The 25,447-nt window shown below is 73.2% G+C and carries 22 protein-coding genes, 1 pseudogene and 2 riboswitches; of the genes and pseudogenes, 16 read left to right on the forward strand and 7 right to left on the reverse strand.

Annotation, left to right across the window (positions count from 1 at the left end):
• Positions 1–15 precede the first annotated feature (15 nt).
• Positions 16–411, reverse strand: a complete 396-nt coding sequence (locus FDO65_RS01730; protein WP_137447761.1) for a CopG family transcriptional regulator — start codon at positions 409–411, stop codon at positions 16–18.
• A gap of 92 nt (positions 412–503) precedes the next feature.
• Here FDO65_RS01730 and FDO65_RS01735 point away from each other — a divergent pair, with 92 nt between their 5' ends.
• The 11 genes and pseudogenes from FDO65_RS01735 to FDO65_RS01790 all read left to right on the forward strand — a co-directional run bounded on the left by FDO65_RS01735 (position 504) and on the right by FDO65_RS01790 (position 15,204).
• A complete protein-coding gene (locus FDO65_RS01735) occupies positions 504–1,412 on the forward strand; it encodes an SDR family oxidoreductase (protein ID WP_240757366.1) in 909 nt (302 codons plus the stop codon).
• Positions 1,409–3,196 (forward strand): glycoside hydrolase family 15 protein, encoded by a 1,788-nt coding sequence (locus FDO65_RS01740; protein WP_205849726.1) that lies wholly within the window; start codon positions 1,409–1,411, stop codon positions 3,194–3,196. Before FDO65_RS01735 ends, FDO65_RS01740 begins: the two co-directional genes overlap by 4 nt.
• 202 nt (positions 3,197–3,398) lie before the next feature.
• Positions 3,399–5,681: pseudogene (locus tag FDO65_RS01745) on the forward strand (bifunctional metallophosphatase/5'-nucleotidase); the annotation flags it as partial.
• A 667-nt stretch (positions 5,682–6,348) separates the two neighbouring features.
• Positions 6,349–6,542: riboswitch (cyclic di-AMP (ydaO/yuaA leader) on the forward strand.
• A 9-nt stretch (positions 6,543–6,551) separates the two neighbouring features.
• Complete coding sequence (locus FDO65_RS01755; RefSeq protein WP_137447764.1) at positions 6,552–7,874, forward strand: C40 family peptidase; 1,323 nt, start codon at positions 6,552–6,554, stop codon at positions 7,872–7,874.
• Positions 7,875–8,025: 151 nt separating this feature from the next.
• Positions 8,026–9,150: a glycosyltransferase family 4 protein gene (locus FDO65_RS01760; RefSeq protein WP_137447765.1), complete on the forward strand. Its 1,125-nt coding sequence runs from the start codon at positions 8,026–8,028 to the stop codon at positions 9,148–9,150.
• Between the two features lie 194 nt (positions 9,151–9,344).
• Positions 9,345–9,518: riboswitch (cyclic di-AMP (ydaO/yuaA leader) on the forward strand.
• Entirely contained in the window at positions 9,510–10,808 is a 1,299-nt protein-coding gene (locus FDO65_RS01765; RefSeq protein WP_137447766.1) for a C40 family peptidase, read from the forward strand. It overlaps the preceding riboswitch by 9 nt.
• A 22-nt stretch (positions 10,809–10,830) precedes the next feature.
• Complete coding sequence (locus FDO65_RS01770) at positions 10,831–11,679, forward strand: metallophosphoesterase family protein (RefSeq protein ID WP_137447767.1); 849 nt, start codon at positions 10,831–10,833, stop codon at positions 11,677–11,679.
• Between the two features lie 109 nt (positions 11,680–11,788).
• Complete coding sequence (locus FDO65_RS01775; protein WP_137447768.1) at positions 11,789–12,226, forward strand: SRPBCC family protein; 438 nt, start codon at positions 11,789–11,791, stop codon at positions 12,224–12,226.
• Positions 12,223–13,527, forward strand: coding sequence for an ArsA family ATPase (locus tag FDO65_RS01780; RefSeq protein ID WP_205849728.1), 1,305 nt, complete (start codon positions 12,223–12,225; stop codon positions 13,525–13,527). The genes FDO65_RS01775 and FDO65_RS01780 overlap by 4 nt, the downstream gene beginning before the upstream one ends.
• The gene (locus tag FDO65_RS01785) at positions 13,524–14,048 is read left to right on the forward strand and encodes a winged helix-turn-helix domain-containing protein (RefSeq protein WP_137447769.1); all 525 of its coding nucleotides are present in this window, start codon (positions 13,524–13,526) and stop codon (positions 14,046–14,048) included. The genes FDO65_RS01780 and FDO65_RS01785 overlap by 4 nt, the downstream gene beginning before the upstream one ends.
• 217 nt (positions 14,049–14,265) lie before the next feature.
• Complete coding sequence (locus FDO65_RS01790; RefSeq protein WP_137447770.1) at positions 14,266–15,204, forward strand: ROK family protein; 939 nt, start codon at positions 14,266–14,268, stop codon at positions 15,202–15,204.
• Positions 15,205–15,207: 3 nt separating this feature from the next.
• On the opposite strand, the gene FDO65_RS01795 is transcribed toward FDO65_RS01790, so the two are convergent.
• Positions 15,208–15,981: a hypothetical protein gene (locus FDO65_RS01795; RefSeq protein WP_137447771.1), complete on the reverse strand. Its 774-nt coding sequence runs from the start codon at positions 15,979–15,981 to the stop codon at positions 15,208–15,210.
• Positions 15,978–16,742, reverse strand: coding sequence for an alpha/beta hydrolase (locus FDO65_RS01800; protein WP_137447772.1), 765 nt, complete (start codon positions 16,740–16,742; stop codon positions 15,978–15,980). Before FDO65_RS01800 ends, FDO65_RS01795 begins: the two co-directional genes overlap by 4 nt.
• 241 nt (positions 16,743–16,983) lie before the next feature.
• On the opposite strand from FDO65_RS01800, the gene FDO65_RS01805 reads away from it, so the two are divergent.
• The 3 genes from FDO65_RS01805 to FDO65_RS01815 are packed head-to-tail and all read left to right on the forward strand — an operon-like array spanning position 16,984 to position 19,821.
• Positions 16,984–17,865 carry a lysophospholipid acyltransferase family protein gene (locus FDO65_RS01805; RefSeq protein ID WP_166441999.1) on the forward strand — a complete coding sequence of 294 codons (882 nt, stop codon included), beginning with the start codon at positions 16,984–16,986 and terminating at the stop codon, positions 17,863–17,865.
• A complete protein-coding gene (locus FDO65_RS01810; RefSeq protein WP_137447773.1) occupies positions 17,862–18,425 on the forward strand; it encodes a polyadenylate-specific 3'-exoribonuclease AS in 564 nt (187 codons plus the stop codon). Before FDO65_RS01805 ends, FDO65_RS01810 begins: the two co-directional genes overlap by 4 nt.
• Positions 18,426–18,435: 10 nt before the next feature.
• Complete coding sequence (locus tag FDO65_RS01815) at positions 18,436–19,821, forward strand: class II 3-deoxy-7-phosphoheptulonate synthase (protein ID WP_137447774.1); 1,386 nt, start codon at positions 18,436–18,438, stop codon at positions 19,819–19,821.
• A gap of 19 nt (positions 19,822–19,840) precedes the next feature.
• On the opposite strand, the gene FDO65_RS01820 is transcribed toward FDO65_RS01815, so the two are convergent.
• Both FDO65_RS01820 and pknB read right to left on the reverse strand, forming a co-directional pair.
• Entirely contained in the window at positions 19,841–20,488 is a 648-nt protein-coding gene (locus tag FDO65_RS01820) for a GNAT family N-acetyltransferase (protein ID WP_137447775.1), read from the reverse strand.
• 40 nt (positions 20,489–20,528) lie between these two features.
• Positions 20,529–22,697, reverse strand: a complete 2,169-nt coding sequence (pknB, locus tag FDO65_RS01825; RefSeq protein WP_137447776.1) for a Stk1 family PASTA domain-containing Ser/Thr kinase — start codon at positions 22,695–22,697, stop codon at positions 20,529–20,531.
• A gap of 131 nt (positions 22,698–22,828) precedes the next feature.
• Here pknB and FDO65_RS01830 point away from each other — a divergent pair, with 131 nt between their 5' ends.
• Complete coding sequence (locus FDO65_RS01830; protein ID WP_240757367.1) at positions 22,829–23,212, forward strand: Rv2175c family DNA-binding protein; 384 nt, start codon at positions 22,829–22,831, stop codon at positions 23,210–23,212.
• A 24-nt stretch (positions 23,213–23,236) separates the two neighbouring features.
• Positions 23,237–24,253 (forward strand): zinc-dependent alcohol dehydrogenase family protein, encoded by a 1,017-nt coding sequence (locus tag FDO65_RS01835; protein ID WP_137447777.1) that lies wholly within the window; start codon positions 23,237–23,239, stop codon positions 24,251–24,253.
• A gap of 153 nt (positions 24,254–24,406) precedes the next feature.
• On the opposite strand, the gene FDO65_RS01840 is transcribed toward FDO65_RS01835, so the two are convergent.
• Together FDO65_RS01840 and FDO65_RS01845 are read right to left on the reverse strand one after the other, a co-directional pair.
• Positions 24,407–24,895, reverse strand: coding sequence for a hypothetical protein (locus tag FDO65_RS01840; protein WP_137447778.1), 489 nt, complete (start codon positions 24,893–24,895; stop codon positions 24,407–24,409).
• A 71-nt stretch (positions 24,896–24,966) separates the two neighbouring features.
• Positions 24,967–25,335, reverse strand: coding sequence for a hypothetical protein (locus tag FDO65_RS01845; protein WP_137447779.1), 369 nt, complete (start codon positions 25,333–25,335; stop codon positions 24,967–24,969).
• Positions 25,336–25,447: the final 112 nt, after the last annotated feature.

The following is a 25,447-nucleotide window of genomic DNA, read 5'->3' on the forward strand; positions in this document are numbered from 1 at the left end:
GCGGGACGTCGCCGATCAGACGGTGACGGGAGCCAGGGCGGCCTTGACCGCCCGGGAGGCGCGGAACGCGCCGAGTACTTCGACGGAGGTGATGACCGCCCGGGCGAGGTCGGGGTCGACGTCGTCGTCGATGACGCACAGCCCGAGGACGCGAACGGCCAGGGTCTGCCTGGCGGCCCGCCGGGTCTGCAGGTCGGCGGCGGTGACCCGGAGCGTGCCCAGGGACAGGGTGCGGCGGTCGACGCTGTCCCGGACGGCGGTGGCCCGGCTGTCCAGCTGCCGCCGGATCGCCGAGCGGATGAAGTCCGTCCGGTTGGCGTAGAAGCCCTCGCTGACCAGCAGGTCGATCTCGCCGAGGTCGACCAGGCCGAGGTTGACGGTGATCTTCTCGGTCTTTTCCGGTTCTGCCATGGTGCCTCCTTCCTGTGACCATCCTAGCACCATCCCCAGGGATGGTGCGTTCGTACTGAGTCGGTCTCGTCGTCGCCGGGTACAGGCGATCGGTGACGACGGACCCGCCCCGTACCCAGCACACCCCGGTCGACCCGACGACGGCCCATCCGCGGCCGCCCCAGCCCGGGCAGCGTCAACCGGCTCCCGGTCTGGCCGGGCGGATGCAGCCGCGCCCGGACCACGGGGAGGACAGCTACGTCGGTTCCGGCCGGTTGGCCGGACGGCGCGCGGTCGTCACCGGCGCCGATTCCGGTATCGGTCGGGCCGTCGCCATCGCGTTCGCCCGCGAGGGGGCCGACGTCGTGCTCGGCTACCTGCCCTCCGAACAGGCCGATGCCGACGAGGTGGTCGCCCTGGTCGAGCAGGCCGGACGGCGCGCGGTGCCGGTCCCCGGTGATCTGGGGACCGAGGACGGCAACACCGCCCTGGTGCGGGCGGCCGTCGAAACGCTTGGCGGTATCGACGTTCTCGTATCGGTGGCCGGGGTGCAGACCTGGGTCGATGACATCGCCGACCTGACCACCGAACAGTTCGACCGCACCTTTAAGGTCAACGTCTACGGCCTGTTCTGGCTGACGAAGGCCGCCCTGCCGCACATGGGGCCGGGCGGCAGCATCGTGGCCACGTCGTCGGTGCAGGCCTACCGGCCCTCGCCGGGTCTGCTCGACTACGCGACCACCAAGGCCTCCATCAACACCTACGCCAAGGCGCTGGCCCAACAGGTCGCCCCCCGCGGCATCCGGGTGAACGTGGTCGCCCCGGGCCCGGTCTGGACGCCGCTGCAGGTCACCGGCGGTCAACCACCGGAGAAGATCCCCGATTTCGGTGCGTCCGCGTGGCTCGGCCGGGCCGGCCAACCGGCCGAGGTCGCTGCCGCCTACGTCCATCTGGCCGGGGCGGAGTCCAGTTTCACCACCGGGGCGACCCTGTCGGTCACCGGCGGGAACCCGACGCCATGAGCATCCGGGACGCCGACGGCTATCTGCCGCTGCGGGAGTACGGGGCGATTGGGGACGGCCGCACCGTGGCCCTGGTCGGACCGGACGGCCGGATCGACTGGTGGCCGGTACCGGACCTCGACTGCCCGCCGGCGTTCGCCGCGATGGTCGACGAGCGCAACGGCGGGCGCCTGGAGCTGGCGCCGGATGCCCCGTTCACCACCGAACAGCGGTACCTGCCCGGGACCAACGTCCTGGAGACCGTTTTCCGCACCGCCGAGGGATCCGTCCGGGTCACGGATTCACTGAACTCGGGGGTGGCCGGTCGGCTGCCCTGGACCGAACTGGCCCGCCGGATCGACGGCCTGTCGGGGACGGTTCGCCTGCGGTGGCGGGTCGCGCCCGGGCTGCAGCTCGACGGCAGCGGGCCGTGGGTGGCCGACTCGCCGTCCGGTCCGATCCTGCGGAGCGGGCAGGCGACGCTGGGCGTCCGCGGCATCGAGCACGGCGCGGTCGCCGGCGACCGCGAGATCACCGGAGTGGTCGTCACCCGGGCCGGTCATCGCCAGCTGGTCGCCGTGGTCGCCACCGCCGGGGAACCGTTGAACCTGCCGCCGGCGACCGACATCGACCGGCGGGTCGACCTGTCGATCGACTCGTGGACGCGCTGGACCGACAGCTGCGACTACGACGGCCGGCAGGCCGAGGTGGTGCTGCGCAGTGCGCTGGCGCTCAAGCTGCTGATCTACAGCCCCACCGGTGCCATCGCCGCGGCCGCGACCACGTCGCTGCCGGAAAGCCTCGCCGGGGGCAAGAACTGGGACTACCGGTACGCGTGGGTGCGCGACGCGGCGCACACCATCCGCGCATTGGGGGTGGTCGGCGTGAAGGAAGAGGTGCACGCCGCGGTGTCCTGGTTGCTGAACACCCTCCGGGCGCACGGGCCCCACGTCTTCACGCGGCTGTCCGGCGAGGTGAAGGACGGCCACCGGGAGACCCGGTCGCCGGGCTGGCGGGGGATCGGGCCGGTGATCGTGGGCAACCGCGCGGCCCAGCAGCTGCAGTTGGGGATGTTCGGTGACGTGTTCGACGTGCTGCGGGTGTACGTCGACGAGGGCCACGTGCTCGACCCGGCGACCGGTTCGATGCTGGCCGATCTGGCCGACCTCTGCTGCGACCAGTGGCGCAGCCGGGACGCCGGGATCTGGGAGCTGCAGGAGGAGCGGCACTACACCTCGTCGAAGATCCAGTGCTGGCAGGCCCTGGGCTGCGCGATCCACCTGGCCGACCTGGGGCAGATCCCGGACCGCCGGCAGCGGTGGCGACTCGAACAGCAGGACATCGCCGAGTTCATCCACACCCGTTGCTGGAACCCCGATCTCGGGGCCTACACCTGGTACCAGGGCACGGACGGGCTCGACGCCTCGGTACTGCTGGCCAAGGATTTCGACGACGGCCCGCGCATGTCGTCGACCATCGACGTGATCCGCGAGCGGCTCGGCACGGGGCCGCTGCTGCACCGCTACACCGGTGCCGACGCCGAGGAGGGGGCGTTCGTCGCCTGCTCGTTCTGGATGGTGTCGGCGCTGGCGCGGGTGGGTCGGGTGTCGGAGGCCGCGGCGTTGTTCGACGAGATCGTCGAACTCGCCAGTCCGCTCGGCCTGCTCTCCGAGATGATCGCCACCGACGACGGGCAGTTCCTCGGCAACCTGCCCCAGGGGCTGACCCACCTCGCCCTGATCCTGGCGGCCGATGCGCTGGACCGGGCCGCCCGCGACGCCGGGGGCGCAGGACCGACGGGCTGAGTGCCCGCAGCCTGGACGTTCTCCTGACGGCTGGTCTACGTTCACCCCATCCGTGCACCGTGGGTCACACCCTGATCACCCCCAGGACCGACCAGTTCCGCCGGCCGCGCCCTGGGACCCCGATCGGGGAGTCGCCCCGCCCCAGCGATCGGAGTGCCCCACCGTGAAACCCGTCCGAAGGATGACATCCCTGCTGGCCACGGTCGGCCTGGTGGCGACCGGGATCCTGGCCACCTCGACCGGGACGGCGTCGGCCGCCGACCCCGTCCAGCTGACCCTGTTGAACATCAACGACTTCCACGGCCGCATCACGAATGCAGCCGCGGACAAGGACCTGACGGTCGCCCTCGCCGGCACCATCGAGGAACAGCGGGCCGCCGCGACCGCGGCCGGGGGCGACTCCCTGCTGCTCTCCGCCGGCGACAACATCGGCGCGTCACTGTTCGCCTCGTCCTCGGCCCAGGACCAGCCCACCATCGACGTCCTGAACGCCTTGGGGCTGGCCGCGTCCGCCGTCGGCAACCACGAGTTCGACCGCGGTGAGAGCGACCTCGTCGACCGTGTGGTCAGTGACAAGACCAACGCGAAGTGGGACTACCTGGGCGCCAACGTCTACCGCAAGGGCACCCAGACCCCGGCGCTGCCCGAGTACGGGATCTACCCGGTCGGCGGCGTCCGCGTCGGCGTGATCGGCGCGGTCACCCAGGAGACGTCGACCCTGGTCAGCCCGGCCGGTATCGCCGACCTCGACTTCGGTGATCCGGTCGCCGCGGTCAACCGCGTGGCCGCCCAGCTCACCGACGGCGACGAGAGCAACGGTGAGGCCGACGTCCTCGTGGCCGAGTACCACGAGGGAGCCCCGGCCGGGGACACGACCGTCCCGCCGGCCACCCTGGACGGCCAGCTGGCCGCCAGCCCGGTCTTCGCCTCCATCGTGAACGAGACCTCACCGCGGGTCGCCGCGATCTTCACGGCGCACACCCATCAGACGTACGCCTACCAGGCCCCGGTGCCCGGAGAGGCGGGCGTCACCCGTCCGGTCGTCCAGACCGGTTCGTACGGAGCCAATGTCGGCAAGGTCGTGCTCACCGTCGACCGGCAGACCGGGGCGGTCACCGCCACGGCCGCCACCAACGTGCCGCGCACCACCACCGCCCCCGCCGACCTGGTGGCGACGTATCCGCGCGTCGCGCAGGTCCGCTCCATCGTCGACACCGCCGTCGCCGCCGCCGAGGTCATCGGCCGCCAGCCGGTCGGCAGTGTCACCGCCGACATCACCACCGCGTTCACCGGCGGGTCGTACTCCGGTGGTGTCTATGTCGGGTCGGCGCCGGGGACGACGACCGGCCGCGACGACCGGGGTAGTGAATCGACTCTGGGCAACCTGGTCGCCGACTCCCTGCGGGCGTCGCTGTCGTCGGCCGACCGCGGTGGGGCGCAGATCGGCGTGGTGAACCCGGGTGGGCTGCGGGCCGATCTGTTGCAGGCGCCCGACGGGGTCGTCACGTACGCCGAGGCGAACGCGGTGCTGCCGTTCGTCAACAACCTCACCACCGTCAGCCTGACCGGCGAACAGTTCCGCACGCTGCTCGAGCAGCAGTGGCAGCCGTCCACCGCGTCCCGGCCGTATCTGCAGCTCGGCCTGTCGGACAACGTCACCTACACCTTCGATCCGAGTGCCGCGGCCGGCTCCCGGATCACGTCGGTGACCGTCGACGGCCGGCCGTTGGACCCGGCTGCGTCCTACCGGATCGGTACGTTCTCCTTCCTCGCCGCCGGTGGCGACAACTTCGCCGTCTTCACCCAGGGCACCGATCCGCGGGATTCCGGCCTCATCGACCGCGACGCCTGGATCGCCTACCTGCAGGCCAACCCCAACCTGGCGCCCGATTTCGCCCGCCGCGCGGTGCAGGTGCCGGCGGTGACCGAGCCGGTGACCGCCGGCACCCAGGTCACCATCCCGGTGGCCGGTCTGGATCTGACCAGCCTGGGTTCGCCGGCGAACACGACGGTGACCGCCAGCTGGCGGGACCAGCAGGTGGGTCAGGCGACGGTCAGCGGCGGCCGGGCCGACGTCACGGTCACCGTCCCGGCCGACGCGCCGGCCGGGCCGACCGCGCTCGTCCTGACCGCCCAACCCAGCGGCACCACCGTGACGGTGCCGTTCACGGTGGCGGCCGCGCCCGTGAAGGTCGCGTCGACCACGGTGCTGGTCAGCACCGCGGCGCTGCAGAAGTGCCCGTTCCTGCCTGTCCTGCTGATCTCGGCGACCGGGCTGGCCGACGGCCAGGCGGCCGTCGGCCGGGTGGGCTTCCGCGAAGGGGACCGGGTGTTCGCCGACGTCCCGGCCCAGCGCGGTCTGGCGGTCACCGTGCTGCCGCGCCTGTCCCGCGGGGAGCACGTGTTCACCTCGGCTTTCACGCCCGCCGATCCGTCCCGGGTGGCCGGTAGCACCAGCAACCCGGTGCTGGTCCGCGGCCGCTGACCACCCTGGCTCGGCAACGCCCCCGGCTGCTCCTACGGCCGGGGGCGTCGCCGTCCGTGGCCCGGTGGAGCGACCCCGGCCCCCGGCAGTCACCGCGGTCGAACACCTGGTCGGAATCGACGAGGAACCCGCTGTCGGTGTCCGGTCCTACCGTCCCGGTCAGAGCCTTGGTGCTGGATCCGGGGCCAGGACGGTGGAGGGTGGCCGATCGGGATGTCTGCGCACTGCCATGTGGACTGTGAGGACTGCACCGCACGCGGACCGGCGTGCGACGACTGCATCGTGACGGCGCTGCTGGGCACGTCACCCAGTGGGGTGGCGTGGGACGACACCGAACGGGCGGCGGTCGACGTGCTGTCCCGCTCCGGTCTCATCCGGCCCTTGCGGCTGGTTCCGCGCCCCGAGCGACCCCATCCGGGTCCGGTGAGACGAGCCGGGTGAACGCGGCGGGCCGGTCGGTCATGACCTGATGTCAGGTCCATCACAGCTCCCGCACAGCTGTAACGCTGAGCATCGGGTGGTCATCGTCGCAGGTCAGACGGATAGGCCAGCGGCGACTGTCTCAACATCTGAGATGGATCTTTGACGATTCACACACCGTCTGGACGGGAACAGAATCCTCTCGTAACCTATCCGAGACCTTGAGGCGATCACCATTCAGGTGATCCGGGGGTCACCGCCGAGTCGGCTCCGCTGGGAGCCGAGCCGGGGAACCAGGTGCTTCATGGGGTGAATCCGCCCCCTGACGGGTGCCGTGTCGTCTGCGCTCTTGCGTGGATGGCCGCTGCGCGTCGGGTGGTGGTAGGGCGACTTCCGGCCCGAATCCGTCAGCTAACCCGGTAGGCGGCGAGAGGAAGGTTCCACCGGACCGTGGCGTTCCCTGCCCGCAACACGACTGACGTGTTGCCGACCTGCCCGCGATCGACCCGTCGTCGGCTCGCTCGTTACCGTTCCGCGCTGCTGATCGCCGGCACGGTGAGCTCCCTGGGCCTGGGCGCGTTCGCCGCCGGCCCCGCCCTGGCGGACCCGACCACCGCAGCCGACGCCCAGCAGGCCTACCTGGACAGCGAGCAGCGCGCGGGTCAGCTCAACGAGCAGGTGCTCTCCGCTCAGGAGAACGAGCAGGCCGCCGCCGCAGCCGCCGCCGCCGCCGGTACCGCGGTCGACGCGGCCCGCCAGGCCGCCACCGACGCGCAGTCCAAGGCCACCGAGGCGGACGCCGCCGCCGGTGCCTACAAGGAGAAGGTCGACTCCTTCGCTAACGCCAGCTTCCGCGGCGCCCGGTTCGACGGGCTGGCCGTGCTGCTGACCGCCGACTCGGCCGACGACTACCTCGACCAGGTCAGCTCCCTCGACCAGGTCGCCGACGACACCCGGCAGACGCTGGATGCCGCGCAGGCCGCCCGCGCCCAGGCCGCTCAGGCCCAGGCCGACGCCTCGGCCGCGCAGACCGCCGCCGAGCAGGCCAAGTCCGACGCCGACGCGAAGGCGGCCGCCGCCACCCAGGCCACCCAGGACGTCACCGCCCGCAAGGCCGAGCTCGACGCCGAGGCCCAGAAGTACCGCGAGCTGTACAACAGCCTGTCCGAGCAGGAGCGGGCGGCCGCCGAGGCCGCCGCGCAGGCGGCCAATGAGGCCGCCAACCGCGCCGCCGCCGAGGCTGCGGCCGCCGCTGCTCCCGCCCCGACCACCAGCGAGGCGGCGGCTCCGGCCCAGGCGCCTGCCGCCGCCAACCGGTCCCGCACGTTGGTGTCGGACGATTCCGCCGACACCCCGTCGCGTTCCTCCAGCTCGAGCGCCGCGCCGACCTCGTCGGCCCCCGCCGCGGTGCCGGCAGGCAGCTCCAAGGGTGCCGCGGCCGTCGCCGCCGCCCTGTCGAAGGTCGGATCGCCCTACGTCTACGGCGCCGCCGGCCCGAACTCGTTCGACTGCTCGGGCCTGACCTCCTGGGCCTGGGCGCAGGCGGGCGTCACGATCCCGCGCACGTCGTCGGCCCAGGCCGGTCTGCCCAGCGTCCCGCTGGACCAGCTGCAGCCGGGTGACCTCGTCACCTACTACTCGCCGGTCAGCCACGTCGCCATGTACATCGGCAACGGCCAGGTCGTGCACGCCTCGACCGAGACCAAGCCGGTCTATGTCACCTCGGTGAACGGCGCCGGCCCGAACGCCACCGGCCACCGCGTCACCGGCTGACCGAGCCTCGCACGACATATCCTGATCGCCGGTCCGGAACTCCGGGCCGGCGATCAGGCTTTCTCCCAGGGATCCTCCTGGGGCCGGGCGCGGCGGGCTTACTCACCGGGTGACGCCGGTTCGACACCGGAAGGGCTCGGGACGTCTCACCGTGCGGCGAACTCTGCTGATCACCAACGACTTCCCGCCGCGAACCGGCGGGATCCAGTCGTACGTCATCACTCTCGCGCACCGGCTGCCCGCCGACTCTCTCGTCGTGTACGCCCCCAGCTTTCCCGGCGACGCGGAATTCGATGCCCGGCAACCGTTCCCGGTGATCCGCCACCCCGGTGGGCTGCTGCTGCCCGGCGTGGACGTGCGGAAGCGGGCCGCCGAACTCGTGCGCGAGCACCGGGTGCAGGCGCTGTGGTTCGGGGCGGCCGCGCCCCTGGCGCTGCTGGCCCCGCGGCTGCGGTCCGAGGGCATCGTGCGGACGGTCGCCAGCACCCACGGCCACGAGGTCGGGTGGGCCATGGTCCCGGGGGCGCGCCAGGCGCTGCGGGCGATCGGCCGCGGCAACGACGTCGTCACCTACGTCAGCGAGTTCGCCCGGCGCCGCATCAGCGCCGCGCTCGGACCCCAGGCGGCCCTGGAGTATCTACCCCCGGGAGTGGTGACCGACCGCTTCCGGCCCGACCCGGACGCTGCCCGGGCGGTCCGCACCCGCTACGGGCTGGGTGAGCGGCCCGTCGTCGTCTGCGTCTCGCGGCTGGTTCCCCGCAAGGGGCAGGACGTGCTGCTGCGGGCGTTGCCCGCCGTCGCCGACCAGGTCCCGGACGTGCGTCTGCTGGTGGTGGGGGACGGCCCGGACGCGGGGCGGCTGGCCCGCCTGGCTCGGCATCATGCGGTGAGCGATCGGGTGGTGTTCGCCGGCATGGTCCCGGCCGCAGAGCTCGCGGCCCATTACGCGGCCGGTGATGCCTTCGCGATGCCGTGCCGGACGCGGGGCGCGGGACTGGATGTCGAGGGCCTCGGCATCGTCTTCCTCGAGGCCTCGGCCACCGGCCTGCCGGTGCTGGCCGGCGACTCGGGGGGTGCCCCGGAGACGGTGCGACCCGGACGGACGGGAGTGGTCGTCGACGGACGCCGGCCGACGGAGGTGGCCCGCGAATTGGCGGGCCTGCTGAACGACCCGGAACGTCGGCAGCGCTGGGGCCGAGCCGGCCGCGCCTGGGTCTGCGACGCGTGGAACTGGGACCGTTCCGGCCGACGACTGGCCGATCTGCTGTCGGGTTAGGGTGACTTCGTCCGGCCTCGATCGAGTGCGGTCAAGTTCCCACCGGTGAACGCCCTCACACCTGGTCACTGGACATTGCCCTGGAATGTCGCCCGCTTGTAATCTTTCTGTGATGTCGGCGTCCCGATCGCGTGGGCGATCCGTCGGCATCCCGCCGAATCGGGTCCTCCCGGGTGGTCCTCGTCGCTCTCCCGGTCGACGGCCCGCCTGCCGGAGCCCCGAACCGGGGAACCACGTTCCCCTGGGGTGAATCCCCGGTCGTGACCCGTTCGAGCGCGGCGCCGCCGTCCGTTCGGGCCGGGACCGGGGTAGGACACATCCTCGTCCGAACCCGTCAGCTCACCCGGTAGGCGGCAGGGATGAAAGGCCGTTCGTTGTCGTTCCGCCGCACCGGGCTTCCGGCTGCCCGCGTTCAGGTCGTCGCCGCCGCGGTCGCCGCCGCCGCGCTGGCGTTGGTCGCCGTCGCTCCCGTCGCCGCCGCTGAGGACGCCGCTCCGGCCCAGCCCGCGCCGGCCGCCCAGGAGGCGGGGCCGGCTCTGCCGACCAGCGCGGACGCCGCCAAGCAGGCGTGGCTGGACGCGGCCCGCCGGTCCGAGACGTTCAACGAGCAGGTGCTGGCCGCGGATGCCGCCGTCACCGCCGCGCAGGCCGAGGCCGCGACGAAGGCCACCGCCGTGCAGTCCGCGGCGGCCGCCACCGCCGCCGCCGACCAGCAGGTCTCCGCGGCCGACGCGGTCGTGGCCCGGTACCAGGCCGAGGTCAGTGCCTTCGCCAACGCGAGCTACCGCGGCGCCCGACTGGACGAGCTCTCCGCGCTGCTGACCGCCGGTTCGCCGGAGGACTACCTGGACAAGGCGTCGTCGCTGGCCGTCATCGCCGCCGACCAGCGCGAGACGCTCGATCAGGCCCTGGTGGCCCGACAGGCCGCCACCACCGCCCGGGCCCAGGCCCAGGCCGCCCAGGACGAGGCGCAGCGCGCCCAGGACGCCGCCGACGCCGCGACCGCCGCCGCCGCCGCTGCCCGGGCCGATCTGGACACCCAGCAGGCCGCCCTGCATGCCGAGATCACCAGCTATCAGCTGGCCTACGCGCAGCTGTCCAGTTCCGACGTTAACGCGGCCGCCGCCGCGGCCGAGGCCGCCGCCACCGCGGCCAACGCCTCGTCCGATTCCGCCACCCGCCAGTCGCAGCAGGCCGCCCAGCGGTCCCGGGCCGGCATCGTCGGCGACGACCTGGCCGACGCGACCGCCCCGGCCGACACCGGGGCCGACTTCTCCGTCTGGGCCGCGCAGCACGCCCCGAGCACCCAGGCCGGCATCGCCGTCACGGCCGCTCTCAGCCGGCAGGGTCTGCCCTACGTGTGGGGAGCCGTCGGGCCCGACACGTTCGACTGTTCCGGCCTCATGCTGTGGGCGTGGCAGCAGGCCGGGGTGACCATCCCGCGAAACAGCGCCGCGCAGGCCGACGGGTTGCGGCAGATCCCCCTGGAGCAACTGCAGCCCGGTGACCTCGTCACCTTCTACTCACCGGTCAGCCACGTCGGCATGTACGTCGGCGACGGCAAGGTCCTGCACGCGTCCATGCCGGGGGTGCCGATCAAGGTCGTCCCGCTCGCCGCGGCCGGCCCGAATCCGACCGGACACGCCGTCAACCGCTGATCCGCCGGGTTACCGTGGGCCGGTGCGGCTCTCCTTCGTCTCGGACGTCCACGGCAACATCGACGGACTGGCCGAGGTGGCCCGCTCCGCCGAGCAGCTCGTCGTGCTCGGGGATCTCGTCGATTACGTCGACTACCACGAACCGTCGCGGGGCATCCTCGGTCGCATCTTCGGCGCGGAGCGGGTGCTGCCGTTCGTGGAACTGCGGTCGGCGGGCCGCTTCCCGGAGCTGCGGCAGTACAACAACGACCTGTGGCTGAGCCTGGACGACCCCATCGGGGTGCTGTCCGAGACCGTCTCGGAGCTCTACCGCTCGGTGCTGGCGGCCATCGGACCGGACGTACTGCTGACCCTGGGCAACGTCGACGTGGCCGAGGCGTGGAACGCGGTGGCCGGCGACGAGCTGCCGTACCTGGATTCCGAGGTCGTCGAGATCGCCGGCCACCGGCTGGGTTTCGTCGCCGGCGGTGCCGGTCGGGACGTCCCTGGTGGCGGCGATGCCGCCGGGGTGCGGGAACGCGCGACGATCGCCGACGGGTCCCCGCGGGTCTGGCGGCCGCTGGTGCGGCCGGCCGCCGAGTACCGGGCCGCGGTGGCGGCGGTGGGTGCGGTCGACATCCTCTGCTCGCATCTGCCGCCCGATCTCATACCGCTGCGCTACGACACCGTGCCCGCCCGGCTCGAGTCCAGTGGGCCGGGGCTGCTCGAAGCGATCGACGAGCACCAGCCGACCCTGTCGGTCTTCGGGCACGTCCACCAGCCCCTGGCCCGCCGGCAGCGACGCGGCCGCACGGAATGCGTCAACGTCGGGCATTTCCAGCGCTTCCCCCGCGCCTTCGAGGTGGACCTCACCCGGCTGCCGCGGCGTTGACGACACTGCCGCGGTCGTCATCGGCCGGGGCGAGAAATGCGTCACGACCGGCCCTCCGGGCTCCGGCCGGGGCAGCCGACCGGTCCCGACCTGGGTAGCCTTTCCGGTCATGGGCACACCCTCGACGCAGTCGTTGACGATGGACGCCGCCCCCGACGCGATCATGGACGTGATCGCCGACTTCGAGGCGTACCCGGAGTGGGTGGGGTCGATCAAGCGGGTCGAGATCACCGACCCCGGGGAGGGCGGCCGCGCCAGGCGCGTGAAGTTCAGCGTCGACGCCGGGATGCTCAAGGACACCTACGAACTGGCGTACCAGTGGGCGGCGGACGGCCGCACCGTGGCCTGGGACCTCGTGTCCGGTCAGATGCAGAAGGCGCAGCACGGCTCCTACGTGCTCACGCCCGTGCCGGACGGGACCGAGGTCGCCTACTCGCTCGAGGTCGACCTGCTCGTCCCGATGATCGGCATGCTCCGCCGCAAGGCCGAGCGGGTCATCATGGACACCGCGCTCAAGGAGCTGCGGAAGCGGGTCGAGAAGGGGTGAGCGGCCTGCGGGTCGTCCTGCACACCGGCAAGGGTGGAGTGGGCAAGACGACCGTGTCCTGCGCCACCGCGGTGGCCTGTGCCCGTCGGGGCCTGCGCACCCTGCTGCTGTCGACCGATCCCGCGCACTCGGTGGCCGACGTCCTCGACGTGCCCGTCAGTGGCGACCCGGAGCCGGTGCCCGGTCAACCGGACCTGTGGGCCGCCCAGGTCGACACCCGCCACCGGTTCGAGGAGAGCTGGGCGCAGATCCGCGCGTACCTGGTCGGCGTGCTCGCCGCCCGGGGGATGGCCGAGGTGCAGGCCGAGGAACTGACGGTGCTGCCGGGGGCCGAGGAGGTCGTCGCCCTGCTCGAACTGCGGCGGCTGGCCGCGTCCGGCCGGTTCGACGTGATCGTGGTCGACTGCGCCCCGACCGGCGAGACCCTGCGGCTGCTGGCCCTGCCGGAGACCATCGGCTTCTATGCCGGGCGTCTGCTCGGTGCGCCGCAGCGGATGCTGCGCAGCCTGGCGGCCACGTTCACCGGGGTCCCGGGATCCGCGCCCAGCGCCGCCGTCCGGGACGCGGTGGGGGAACTGCTCACCGAGCTGATGGCCGCTCGCGCCCTGCTGGCCGACCCGCAGGTCACCGGCATCCGGCTGGTGCTCACCCCGGAACGGGTCGTCATCGCCGAGGCGCGGCGCCTGTTCACCGCGTTGTCGCTGCACGGCTTCACCGTCGAGGGCGCGACCATCAACCGGGTGCTCCCCCCGAAGGCCGGCGGCGAGTTCCTCCGGGGCCAGCGGGCCGCGCAGCGGGAGGCGCTGGTGCACGTCCGGGAGTCGTTCGCCGGTCTGACGGTGCGCCGGGTGCCGATGGTGGCCCGGGAGCCCGTCGGCGTGGCCGCGCTGGCCGAACTGGCCGACGAGATCTTCGCCGCCGACGACCCGCTGGCCCGCACGACCGAGCCCACCCACATCCAGGTCGAGGGCGCGGACGGCCGGTACCAGCTCGCCCTGCCCCTGCCGTTGGTCGACAAGGGCGATCTCGCGCTGTCCCGGTCCGGTGACGATCTGGTCGTCACCGTGGGGGACGTGCGGCGCCGGATGGCGCTCCCGTCGGTGCTGCGGCGTTGCACCGTGGGTGGGGCTCGCTTCGACGGCGGCCGACTGCTGGTCGAGTTCGTCGCCGACCCCGACCTGTGGCCGGCAACCCTGCGGGCGCGGGTCCTGTCGGAGACCGACGGCGGGTCGCCGTCGGGTCTGGTCAGCCAGACCCGGTCGGACGACGACCGCCCGGCGGACCGTCTGGTCGGCGCGTGACCGGAGCGACCCCGCCGGCCGGTGACCGGTCACAGGTGCACGCCTCCGTGGGACCGCTGGTCGAGGAGGCCGCTCTGCTGCTGGGCGCGGTGGAGGACAAGCTGCAGGCCTGGCAGTCGGAGCAGGCCCGCACCCAGGACCGGCTGGCCGACGGGGATGCCGGGCGCCGACCGGTGCCCGGCAGCGGCACCGCCCGGGCCTGCCCCGAATGCGGCGCCGTCCCCGGGGCCCCCTGTACCGGATGCCCGGTGTGCCGGCTGCTGGCCGCGGTGCGGGGCGAGCACCCCGAGGTGACCGCCCGGGTGGTCGACGGGGCGCTGACGGTGATCCGGGCCCTCCGCACGCTGCTGCCCGCCGACGGGTCCGCCCCCTCGCCGGCCGCGGAGGGCGGGGCGCGCTCCGGCGGGCCCGACGAGCGGCCCGGACCGGCGTCCGCCGACACCACCGGATCCCGGGAGAACCGGGTCCCCGGCGATCGCCCCGCCCGTCCGACCGGATTGCAACGCATCGACATCTCGTGACCCGGCGACCGGTCACCGCCGGTTCCGCCGCCCACCGGGGTGCCCCGTGGGGTGGATGGCAGGCCGGGGCGGGTTCGTCCCGCACACTGATCGGAGCGTTTCGCCCCACCGGTGACGCTCGCACCGCCGCCCCACCCCGACCGAGCTCCACCTCGACCGGTGTCCATCGGCCGCCAGGCCGGCCGACCGGCACCGCACCCGCGTCACCAGGAGACCCATGGCCACGATCGGCATCGACATCGGCGGGACCTCGGTCCGCGCCGCGATCGTCTCGTCGGACGGTGAGGTCCTGACCTCCCTGCGCGACCGCACGCCGCGGACCGAGCGGGAGACCGAGGACCTCCTGGTGACACTCATCGGCAAGTTGTCGGCGACCATGCCGATCAGCGCGGCCGGGCTGGCCGTGGCCGGGTTCATCTCGGCCGATCGGCAGCGGGTCATGTTCGCCCCGCACCTGGCCTGGCGGGACGCCGACGTACCCCGCCGGATCAGCGAGCGGGTCGGCCTGCCCGTCGTCATGGAGCACGACGTCAACGCCGCGGCCTGGGCCGAGTACCGGCTGGGCGCCGCCGCGGGATCGCCGATCGCGCTGCTCATCGCGCTCGGCACCGGCATCGGCGCGGGGCTGATCATCGACGGGCGCCTCTACCGTGGTGCTTTCGGGGTCGCCCCGGAACTCGGCCATCTGACGGTGGTGCCGGGGGGCCGGCCGTGCCCGTGCGGCAAGAAGGGCTGCTGGGAGCGGTACTGCTCGGGCACCGCGTTGGCCGACACCGCCCGCGAGTTCATGGCCACGGGTGAGGCGCCGGTGCTGTGGCGCCTGTGCGAGGGCGACCCGGCGGCGCTCACCGGCACCATGGTCGCGATCGCCGCCACCGAGCAGGACCCGGCCGCGTTGGCCGCGATGGACGACCTGGGCCGGTGGCTGGCCACCGGGTTGTCCCTGGTGACCGACGTGCTCGACCCCGAGGCCATCGTCATCGGCGGCGGCGTGTCGAGCGCGGCGGGGATGTTCCTGCCGCTGGCGGTCTCCCAGTTCGGGACACTCATCACCGGGGCCGGGCACCGCCCGCTGCCGCGGATCGAGCTGGCCCGCTTCGGCGATCGGGCGGCCGTCATCGGCGCCGCCCTGCAGGCGGCCGCGGTCACCGGCTAGCGGTCAGACGATCGCGCCGTCGTCCGGATCGTCGCCGCCGTCACGGCGGGAGCGCAGCCCCCACACCAGGAGCCCGGCCCCGCCGAAGAGCAGCAGGACGGACAGCACCAGCGCCGCGTCGGACGCCAGGGTCAGCAGGCCGGGGCGCACCAGCAGGACGACGCCGGCGACCAGGCAGAGCAGCGCGGCCACGGTGCGGCCGCGGGGGCGGGGGACCGGCGGCGGCTCCGGTGGCTCGAAATGTTCCTGATCGGCGTCGCGGGCCGCCTTGACCTCGGCCTCGTGGGCCTCGAACGCGGCCAGCTCGGCCTCCCGCTCGACCCGCCGGAACTCGCGCCGCTGGGCCCGTTCGTGAGCCCGCCGCTCCCGTTCCCGTCGGGTGAGCTCCCGTTCCAGGGCCTCGCGGTCGGCCCGCCGGTCCCGTTCGTGCGCCGCCGTCGTCTGGGGGTCGGCGGCGTCCGCGTCGCCGGCTGCCCCGGGGGTGACCGTCGGGCCGGGGGCGCCGTGGTCCTGGGCCGCCCCGCCGGTCGCCGGGTCGGGGTCGTCGGGCACCGCGTCGGACCGGCGCAGCCCCCAGCGCATCGACGGCTCCAGACCGGCGACGATGCCGCCGAACAGGGCGTCGACGTCGTCATCGGACAGCGAACGCGCCGCACCCGACCGTCCGTCGCCGGGGGCGTCGGCGCCCGGTGTCGGGTCGGCGTCGTCCGGGCCGTCGGGCCGGTTCGGCTCCCGCGGGTCCTCGGGGGGTTCGGGGGGTTCGGGGGCGACGGTCACGATCGCACCGCCGTGACCCGGGCGATGAATTCGTCGGCCGTGGCGAAGATCAGGTCGGCGTCGAAGTCCATGGTGGCCACGTGCAGGCTGTTCTCCAGGACCACGGTCGTGACGTCGGCGGACCCGACGCCGTCCCGGACCACCTCGGCGTTCTCGGGTTCGACGATCGGATCGACCCGGGAGTGCAGCAGCAGGGTCGGCGCGACGACCCGCGGCAGGTCGGCCCGGACGACCGGCCAGGCCCGGGACAGCGAGTACATGGCCCGCACGGGGATGACCCGGTACCCGGGCTCGGTGACCCCCGGTTTGGCGATGCTGCCGACGATGCCCGGGTAGGCCGGCAGCACCCAGCGCAGCAGGGGGAGCAGGGCGGCGTCCTTGCGCAGCGTCATCACCGACGGGTTGACCAGCACGATGCCGGCCATCGCCGTCGGGTACAGCTCGGCCAGCCGGAGGGTGAGCGTGCCGCCCATGGACAGGCCGACGACGACGACGGCCCGGCAGCGGGTGGTCAGGTCCTGCAGCTCGGCGGTGACCGTGGCCAGCCAGTCGTCGAACCCGGTGCGGTTGGCGTCCTGCCAGCGGGTGCCGTGTCCGGGCAGCAACGGCAGGCGGACCTGGTAGCCGGCGGCGGCCAGGTGGTCGGCCCAGGCGCGCAGCGAACCGGGGGTGCCGGGGAACCCGTGACAGAGCAGGACGCCGACGTCGGCGTGCTCGCCGTGGCCGGGAGCCGAGAACGGCTCCGACGACGGACCTGACATGCGGGCTCCCTGGGCGGCGGCGCGGGGTGGACCGGACGGTGGGACGAGCGGCGGGACGGCGCCCCGGCGGGGTGGACGACGGTCCCGACCGGACCATCGATCCTGACCTCATCGTCCCACGTGCCCGCGGGGTGCCGGTGTCGCAGGCGGCGGCAGTCGCCCCACCGGCGTACGGTTACCGCAAACACCGGCCGCGAGTGCCCTCCGCCCGGCCGGGATCGCCGACGGAAGGCGCGCCAGCGTGCTCTACAACCTCTACAAATACGTGCTGCTCGGACCGCTGCTCCGGCTGTTCTTCCCGTGCAAGGTGGTGGGCGCCGAGTACGTGCCCGCCTCCGGCGGAGCGGTGCTGGTCGGCAATCACGTGTCGGTGGCGGACTCCTTCTTCACCCCGCTGTACATCAAGCGTCGCGTGTACTACCTGGCCAAGGCCGAGTACTTCACCGAAAAGGGCGTCAAGGGCTTCCTGAAGAAGATGTTCTTCAGTGGCGCGGGTCAGGTGCCGATCGACCGCAGCGGGGCCAACGCGGCCCGCGACGCCCTGGACACCGGCAGCCGGTTGCTCAACCGGGGCGAGTTGCTCGGCATCTACCCCGAGGGCACCCGTTCCCCGGACGGTCGGCTCTACAAGGGCAAGACCGGCGTGGCCCGGATGGTGCTGGAGACCGGGGTGCCGGTCGTCCCGATCGCCATGATCGGCACCGACCGGGTCGCCCCGATCGGTGCCAAGATGTGGCGGCCGGGGAAGATCCAGATGATCGTCGGCCGGCCGCTGGACTTCTCGCGGTACGAGGGGATGGCCGGGGACCGGTTCGTCGAACGGTCGATGACCGACGAGATCATGTACCGCCTGATGGAGCTGTCCGGTCAGGAGTACGTCGACGTGTACGCGGCCAAGGTGAAGGCCGATCTGGAGGAGGCCAAGAAGAGCGGTCGCCCCGCCGGTCACGCCGCGGTGGCGCCGATCAAGCCCACCGGCCGGGCCGCGCGCAAGGCGCGTCGCGCCGCGAAGAAGGCGGCCCGGGCGGGCCGGACTGCGTCGGACACCTCGCCGACCACCTCCCGTTTCGAGGGTCGGGGCCCGGGCACCGTGACCCGTCTGCCGGGGACCAAGGCCGGGTGACTCCGCCTCCCCGCACTCCGGACGGCCCGGTCGCCCGGTACTTCTACGACTGCGAGTTCATCGAGGACGGCCGCACCATCGAGTTGATCTCGATCGGTGTCGTCGCCGAGGACGGTCGGGAGTTCTACGCCGTCTCCACCGAGTTCGACCCCAACCGGGCCAATGCCTGGGTCCGTCGGCACGTGTTGGACAAGCTGCCGTCGCCGGCCGACAAGTCCTGGCGGTCGCGAAGCCGACTGCGCGACGACCTGTACGAGTTCCTCACCGCTCCTGGGCTGCCCGTCGAACTGTGGGCCTGGTTCGCCGCCTACGACCATGTCGCGCTCGCCCAGCTGTGGGGCACCATGCCGGAGCTGCCCCGGGACGTCCCGCGGTTGACCCGTGAGGTCCGGCAGCACTGGGAGGCCGCGGGGTGTCCCGTCATCCCCGGCCCGGGATCCGACCGGCACGACGCGCTGGCCGACGCCCGGCTGGCCCGGGACCGGTGGCTGGTCGCCCAGCGGGTGCTCCAGGACGGTGTGAAGACGCTCGCGTCACCGGCGACCGGGCGCGACGCATAGGCTGTCCGGCGTGAGTTGGACCATCGACATCCCGGGCGACATTCTGCCCACCCTGCCGCCGCTGCCCGCCGACCTGCGCAGCCGCCTGGACGACGCCCTGAGCCGGCCCGCCCAGCAGCAGCCCGCCTGGCCGGATCCCGAGAAGGTGCTGGCCGTCCGGACCATCCTCGAGGCGGTGCCGCCGGTGACGGTGCCCCACGAGGTGGACCGGCTGTCGGACAAGCTGGCCGCGGTCGCCCGCGGTGAGGCCTTCCTGCTGCAGGGCGGTGACTGCGCCGAGACGTTCGTCGACAACACCGAACCGCACATCCGCGCGAACATCCGCACCCTTCTGCAAATGGCCGTGGTGCTGACCTACGGTGCCTCGCTGCCGGTGGTCAAGGTGGCCCGGATCGCCGGCCAGTACGCCAAGCCCCGCTCGTCGGCCACCGACTCGCTCGGGTTGCCGTCCTACCGCGGCGACATCATCAACTCGCTGGCCACCACCCCGGAGGCGCGGGTCGCCGACCCGGGCAACATGATCCGGGCGTACGCGAACTCGTCCGCGGCGATGAACCTGGTCCGCGCCGTCACCGGCGCCGGCGCGGGCGATCTCGCGACGGTGCACGAGTGGAACCAGGACTTCGTGGCCCAGTCCCGGGCCGGCGAACGGTACGAGCGGATGGCCGGCGAGATCGACCGGGCGATGCGCTTCATGGCCGCCTGCGGGGTCGACAGCCACAGCCTGCACGAGGTCGAGATCTTCTCCTCCCACGAGGCGCTGCTGCTCGACTACGAGCGGGCCATGCTCCGCCTGGACACCCGGTCCGAGCCCCGGCTCTACGACCTGTCCGGCCACTTCCTGTGGATCGGCGAACGCACCCGCCAGCTGGACGGTGCGCACATCGCGTTCGCCGAGACGCTGTCGAACCCGATCGGCCTGAAGATCGGCCCGTCGACCTCACCCGAGCTGGCGGTCGAGTACGTCGAGCGGCTCGACCCGCACGGCCAGGCCGGCCGGCTGACCCTGATCTCCCGGATGGGCAACGGCGCGGTCCGCGACGTGCTGCCGCCCATCATCGAGAAGGTGCAGGCCTCCGGGCACCAGGTGATCTGGCAGTGCGACCCCATGCACGGCAACACCCACGAGGCGTCGACCGGCTACAAGACGCGCCACTTCGACCGCATCGTCGACGAGGTGCAGGGCTTCTTCGAGGTGCACCACGAGCTGGGCACCCACCCGGGCGGCATCCACGTGGAGCTGACCGGCGAGGACGTCACGGAGTGCCTGGGCGGAGCGCAGCAGATCTCCGACGCCGACCTGGCCGGTCGCTACGAGACGGCCTGCGACCCGCGGTTGAACACCCAGCAGTCGCTGGAGCTGGCGTTCCTCATCGCGGAGATGCTGCGCGGCTGAGCGGTTCTCGACCGGTGGGTCAGGGCGGGCCGGGGTAGCGCGCCCCGTCCGGGCCCACCGGTGGCTCGTCGTCCCGATCGGCCAGTTCGACGCCGGCCACCAGCCGGGCGTGGACGGCCATCGGGTGCTCGGCGCCGGGCCGCCAGTGGCAGAACAGCCGACCCAGCGGGTACCTCACGGTGCCGAACCACGGTTCGACGTGCCGGCCGAGGTCGGTCAGCCCGATCCGCCGCGCCACCGCGGCCGATGCGGTGTTGTGCGGCCACATGACCGCCCACACCCGAGGCTCGCCGGCCGCGAGGGCGTGGGCCAGCAGCGCGGCCGCTGCCTCGCTGACCCACCCGTGGCCCTGGGCATCGGGGTGCAGGTACCAGCCCAGATGGACGTCCCCCGTCTCGTCCAGCAGCGGCGGGAACCGCTCGATCATCGCCGAGCCGACCGGCTGTCCGACCTCGTCGGGCACGATCGCCCAGCGCCGTTCGAGTCCGGTGTCCCGGGCGTCGGCGGCGATGCCCTCGAGGACGCGCTCCCGCGTCCAGCTGCGCTGGGAGGATCCCAGCCAGCCGTTCACCTCCGGCCGCCGCACGATGTCGAACAGCAGATCGGCGTCGTCCGGCCGCCAGGGCCGTAACAGCAGCCGTGCGGTGCGCAGTTCGGCGGGCTTCATCGGCCCACCTCATCACGTCCCGGCCCGACCGGACCTGAATTCAGGTCGCGGCGACCGACACCGTCCCACCGGGCGGCACGCGTCCCCCGGCGTTCGGGGACTGGCTGAACACGGTCGCGCCCTCGCCGCCGAAGAACGTGGTGTCCTCGAACTGCAGGCCGAGTTGCTGGACGATGCGGCGGGCGTCGGCGACCGATCGGCCGTCGAGGTCGGGAACCTGGACGGCGTTGGACGGCACCAGGAAGATGGCGGCGGCCTGCGGGTCGACCCGGGTGCCCGCCGGGAGGTCGGAGCGGACCACGCTGCCGCCGTTCACACCGGCGTCGAAGACCGGCGTGCCCACCGTGACCGTCCAGCCGTCCCGTTCCAGGGCGGTCCGGGCCGTGTCGACCGCGGTGCCGCGGAGGGTGGGCACGGTGAGGGACTGGGCGACGACGAGATCGACCGCCGACCCCCGCGGCGCGCGGTCGCCGGGCGCCGGGGTGGAGTCGAGCACCGTGCCGGCCTCGACGTCGGCGTCGAAGCGCCGGGTGACGGTGCCGGTCCGCAGACCCGCCGAGACAAGGGTGGCGGCCGCGTCGGTCTCGCTGTCGCCGGCGATCTCGGGGACGTCGACCGGCGCCGGGCCGGCCGACAGCACGAGGGTCACGTCGGCGCCGACGGTCAGCGTGGTGCCGGATGTCGGGTCGGTCCGCAATACCGTGCCGGCCGGGGCGGTGTCGTCGAAGGCCGGACTGCCGGTCCGCGGCGTCAGATCCGCGCCGGACACGGCGGCGGTGGCGATGTCGACCGGGGTACCGGCGGCGACGTCGGGGACCACCGGCCGCCCGAGGGAAACGTCCAGCTCCACCTCGGAACCGGTGAGCACCCGGTCGCCGGCGGTCGGCGCGCTGGCCGCGATCTGACCGGAGGGCACGGCGTCGTCGTGCCGGTTGACCACCCGGGGGGTGAGACCCGCGTCCCGGACGGCGTTCTCGGCCGCCGACTGGGTCAGCCCGACGACCGTGGGCGCCGCTGACCAGCGACCGCTGAACCACCAGCCGCCGGCCGCGGCGATCATCCCGAGCACCAGGGCGGCGATCAGCGCGATCGCCCAGACGCGGCGCCGGCGGGACACGGGGAGCGGGCTGTCGTCGGCACCGGTCTCGTCGACCGGGTCGGGCAGCGATCGGTCGGGCGCGCCGACCACCGTGGCGTGGCCCGGGCGGGTCGCTCCGGCGGGCGGGGTCGGACGGGGGCCGTGGAGGACACGGGTGCCGTCGTCGGCGGACGTCGCCGGGTCGGGCGTGCCGGCATCGGAGGGCGCCGGGGCCGGGGGCGGGGCCGATCGTCGGGGCGCCGGAACGACGACGGTGGGCAGTCCGTCGGCGTCGGCGGCCGCGATCAGCTGACGCAGGAACGCGGCAGCGTCCCGGGGGCGCGCCGCGGGGTCGCGTCGGGTCGCGGCGACGATCAGCCGGTCCAGCGTGGCCGGCACCTGCGTGCCGGCCGGCTCGGTCGAGGGGGGCGGCACGTCCCGGTGGACGTGGGCGTAGGCGACGGCCATCGGGGTGTCGCCCCCGTACGGCGGGTGCCCGGTCAGCATCTCCCAGGCCACGATCCCGGCGGCGTACACGTCGGTGCGGGGGTCGGCGGCGCCGGTCTCCACCTGTTCGGGCGCGAGGTAGGCGACCGTGCCGAGGATGACGTCGCCGGTGGCCAGGGTGGCCGAGTGCAGCGGCCGGACGAGCCCGAAGTCGGCGATCTTGACCGTGCCGGTCGAGGAGATCAGGACGTTCTCAGGTTTGACGTCGCGGTGCACCAGTCCGGCCGCGTGCGCGGCGGCGAGGGCGGCGAGCAGCGGCCGTAGCACGGCCACCGTGGTCGCCGGGTCCAGCGGCGCCCGCTGCCGCAGCAGGTCGCGCAGGGTGCCGCCGTCGACGAGTTCCATCACCAGGTAGACCCGGTCGCCGTCCCGGCCGAAGTCGTGGACGCCGACCACCCCGGGGTGGGCCAGCCCGGCGGACAGCCGCGCCTCCCGCTCGAACCGGGCCAGGAACGCGGGGTCGGCCGCGTAGGCCGGGCTCATCACCTTGATGGCGACCGCCCGGTCCAGCCGGAGGTCCAGGCCGCGGTAGACGGTCGACATGCCCCCGCGGGCGATCGGGGAACCGACCCGGTACCGGCCGTCGAGCAGGGTGCCGCTCGCCAGACCGGTCTCGTTCCCCACGTGCGCAGTCTAGGTGGGGGGTGCGGTCACAGGCGGGGATCCCGGCAGGTCACCGGCCCGATCGGTGATCTCCGCGCCAGCGCGGTGGGTGGTGGGTGCGAACGACCGGAGGTCCGTGACAGGCTGGTCGGGTGAGCGAGCATTCCCCCCACGGTTCCGATCTGACCCCCGTCCCCGGCCAGCCCCGGTACCTGCCGTTGCCGAAGGTCGCCGAGCAGCTCGGCATCATCGTCACCAAGGTCCATCAGTTGGTGCGGGACCGCAGTCTGCTGGCCGTCCGCCGGGACGGCATCCTGGTGATCCCGGGCGAGTTCGTCGACCCGGAGAACCCCGTCGGGGCGGTCAAGGGCCTGCCCGGGACGATCACCGTGCTGACCGACGCCGGTTACTCCGACCAGGAGATCATCGACTGGCTGTTCGAGGCTGACGAGAGCCTGCCCGGCACCCCCATCCAGGCCCTGCGGGAGAACCGCGGCCGTGAGGTGCACCGTCGGGCCCAGACCGCCGGTTTCTGACCGGCGTACCCCAGGGAGAGAGCCATGTACGGAGCCGTCATCCACGGCGCGGGGGACGTGCGCTTCGAGGAGCGCCCCGACCCGGTCGTCGTCGAGCCGACCGACGCGGTCGTCCGCACGGTCGCGGCCTGCGTGTGCGGGTCGGACCTGTGGCGCTACCGCGGGATCGCCCCGGTGCCGAAGCCCACGCCGATCGGTCACGAGTACGTGGGGGTCGTCGAATCCGTCGGCCGCGAGGTCACCTCGGTCCGGCCCGGCCAGTTCGTCGTCGGCGGCTTCCGGACCAGCGACAACACGTGCGAGTTGTGCCGGGCCGGGTTCCAGGCGAACTGCCTGCACGGCACGGGGTACGAGGGATGTCAGGCCGAGTACATCCGGGTGCCGAACGCCGACGGCACCCTCGTCGCCACCCCGGACGTCCCGGACGCCGACCGCGTCCCGGATCTGCTGGCGTTGTCCGACGTGATGGCCACCGGCTGGCACGCCGCCGTCTCGGCCGGCGTGACGCCCGGCTGCACCGCCGTCGTCGTCGGAGACGGTGCGGTGGGCCTGAGCGGGGTGCTGGCGGCCGCCCAGCTGGGCGCCGAGCGGGTCATCGCGATGAGCCGGCACGCCGACCGGCAGGGGCTGGCCCGGCGGTTCGGCGCGACCGACGTGGTGGCCGAGCGGGGCACCGACGGCGCCGACCACGTCAAGGAGCTGACCGACGGCCTGGGGGCGCACGCCGTCCTGGAATGCGTGGGCACGCAGGACTCCGTCGATCAGGCCTTCGCCTGCGCCCGGGCCGGCGGCACCGTCGGCTGGGTCGGCGTGCCGCACGCCGGGACCCTGCCGCTGGAGGACATGTTCTGGCGCAACGTGGGCCTGCGCGGAGGGCTGGCCCCGGTCCGGGCCTACCTGGACGACCTGCTCGAGCGGGTGTGGTCCGGGGCGATCTGCCCGGGTCTGGTCTTCGACCTGACGCTCCCGCTGTCCGAGGTGGGCGAGGGCTACGCCGCGATGGACGAACGCCGGGCGATCAAGACCCTGCTGCAGCCCTGACGGTCTGAGGCGTCCGCGGCACCCGTCAGGTGTGGGTGACCGGACTCTTCCTCAGTGATCTCGGCTCCCCAGGGACGTACGGAACTCCCTGTCGACCGGGAGTCAGGATCTCCCGACAGGAGTTGTGTCCTCGAGCGTGCCATCCGATGACCGTCACCCCCCACGAGTGCGTCCCCGGTCCAGCGTCCGTCTGATCCGGGCGGCCAGCGTCCTCGGGTCATCCAGGTCGGACCAGGTCCAGCGGACGACCTGCAACCCCAGGTCCCTGATCCGGTCCTCCCGTACCTTCTCCGCGAAGACCGCGTCTGCCTCGTTCCGTCCACCCGAGAGAACCCGGCTGTACTTCGCCTTGCCGTCGAACTCGCCGACCGTGCTGAACTCCGGCCACCAGAAATCGGTACGGGCCAGGACGCCGCCCTGCCGGTCGCGGACCCGGTACTGCAGTTCCGGACGAGGGAGTCCGGCCCGGTCGATGACGATGCGGCTGCGAGATTCACCGACGCTCTCGGCGCCGGGATCGGCGAAGGCGACAACCTGGTGGGCGGTCCGGACACCGCTGCGTCGGGTTGCCCGCGCTGCGGAGTCCGAGAGCTGGCCACGCGCGACGAGGCCACGGCGGAGAGCGTGATCCGCCGTGACCACCCCCGCGTCAAACCCGAAGACACGGGCGATGTCGACGACCGTCCGGGCTACCGTGGTGATGGGAATCCTGTTCAGCGTAGTGATCTCGTCGGGATCGAGGGCGGCGCAAAAGTGCGCAGGGTCCGTCGCCGGTGCCCGGAGTGAGTGGCGGGGTTGGTGACCTGGACGACCTCACCTGGCGGTCGGAGCAGATCGAGGCCGTGCAGGCAGGCTGCCGACAGATGACTGACCACGTGCTGGCCGCCGAGTTGGTCGACGGTCGCGGACACTCGGAGCCGGTGGATCTCCTCCGGTGAGAATCCGGCGACCGACGCCGAGCGGACGTAGAGCCCGCGGCGAACGACGCGCCATTCACCCCGGGCGACGCGACGCCGGATGTCGTCGCCGTTCAGTCCCCGCGCGAACGCGGCCGGCCGGGTGATCAACAGGTCGTCGGGCATTGGCCCACCCTGCCGTCGGACATCGCGGCGGCTCCATCACCCGACCGACGATGTGGACCGCGCGGGGCTGATGGGGACAGGGCGACGAAATGGACCCACTGCACTCCGGGTC

Source organism: Nakamurella flava, assembly GCF_005298075.1.
Classification (GTDB): Bacteria; Actinomycetota; Actinomycetes; order Mycobacteriales; family Nakamurellaceae; genus Nakamurella; species Nakamurella flava.

What these genes read in the sequence shown, in the direction of transcription:
- FDO65_RS01730 (WP_137447761.1), bottom strand. Translation starts at nt 411, where the DNA reads ATGGCAGAACCGGAAAAGACCGAGAAGATCACCGTCAACCTCGGCCTG.
- FDO65_RS01740 (WP_205849726.1), top strand. Translation starts at nt 1,409, where the DNA reads ATGAGCATCCGGGACGCCGACGGCTATCTGCCGCTGCGGGAGTACGGG.
- FDO65_RS01765 (WP_137447766.1), top strand. Translation starts at nt 9,510, where the DNA reads ATGAAAGGCCGTTCGTTGTCGTTCCGCCGCACCGGGCTTCCGGCTGCC.
- FDO65_RS01775 (WP_137447768.1), top strand. Translation starts at nt 11,789, where the DNA reads ATGGGCACACCCTCGACGCAGTCGTTGACGATGGACGCCGCCCCCGAC.
- FDO65_RS01790 (WP_137447770.1), top strand. Translation starts at nt 14,266, where the DNA reads ATGGCCACGATCGGCATCGACATCGGCGGGACCTCGGTCCGCGCCGCG.
- FDO65_RS01800 (WP_137447772.1), bottom strand. Translation starts at nt 16,742, where the DNA reads ATGTCAGGTCCGTCGTCGGAGCCGTTCTCGGCTCCCGGCCACGGCGAG.
- FDO65_RS01820 (WP_137447775.1), bottom strand. Translation starts at nt 20,488, where the DNA reads ATGAAGCCCGCCGAACTGCGCACCGCACGGCTGCTGTTACGGCCCTGG.
- FDO65_RS01835 (WP_137447777.1), top strand. Translation starts at nt 23,237, where the DNA reads ATGTACGGAGCCGTCATCCACGGCGCGGGGGACGTGCGCTTCGAGGAG.
- FDO65_RS01845 (WP_137447779.1), bottom strand. Translation starts at nt 25,335, where the DNA reads ATGCCCGACGACCTGTTGATCACCCGGCCGGCCGCGTTCGCGCGGGGA.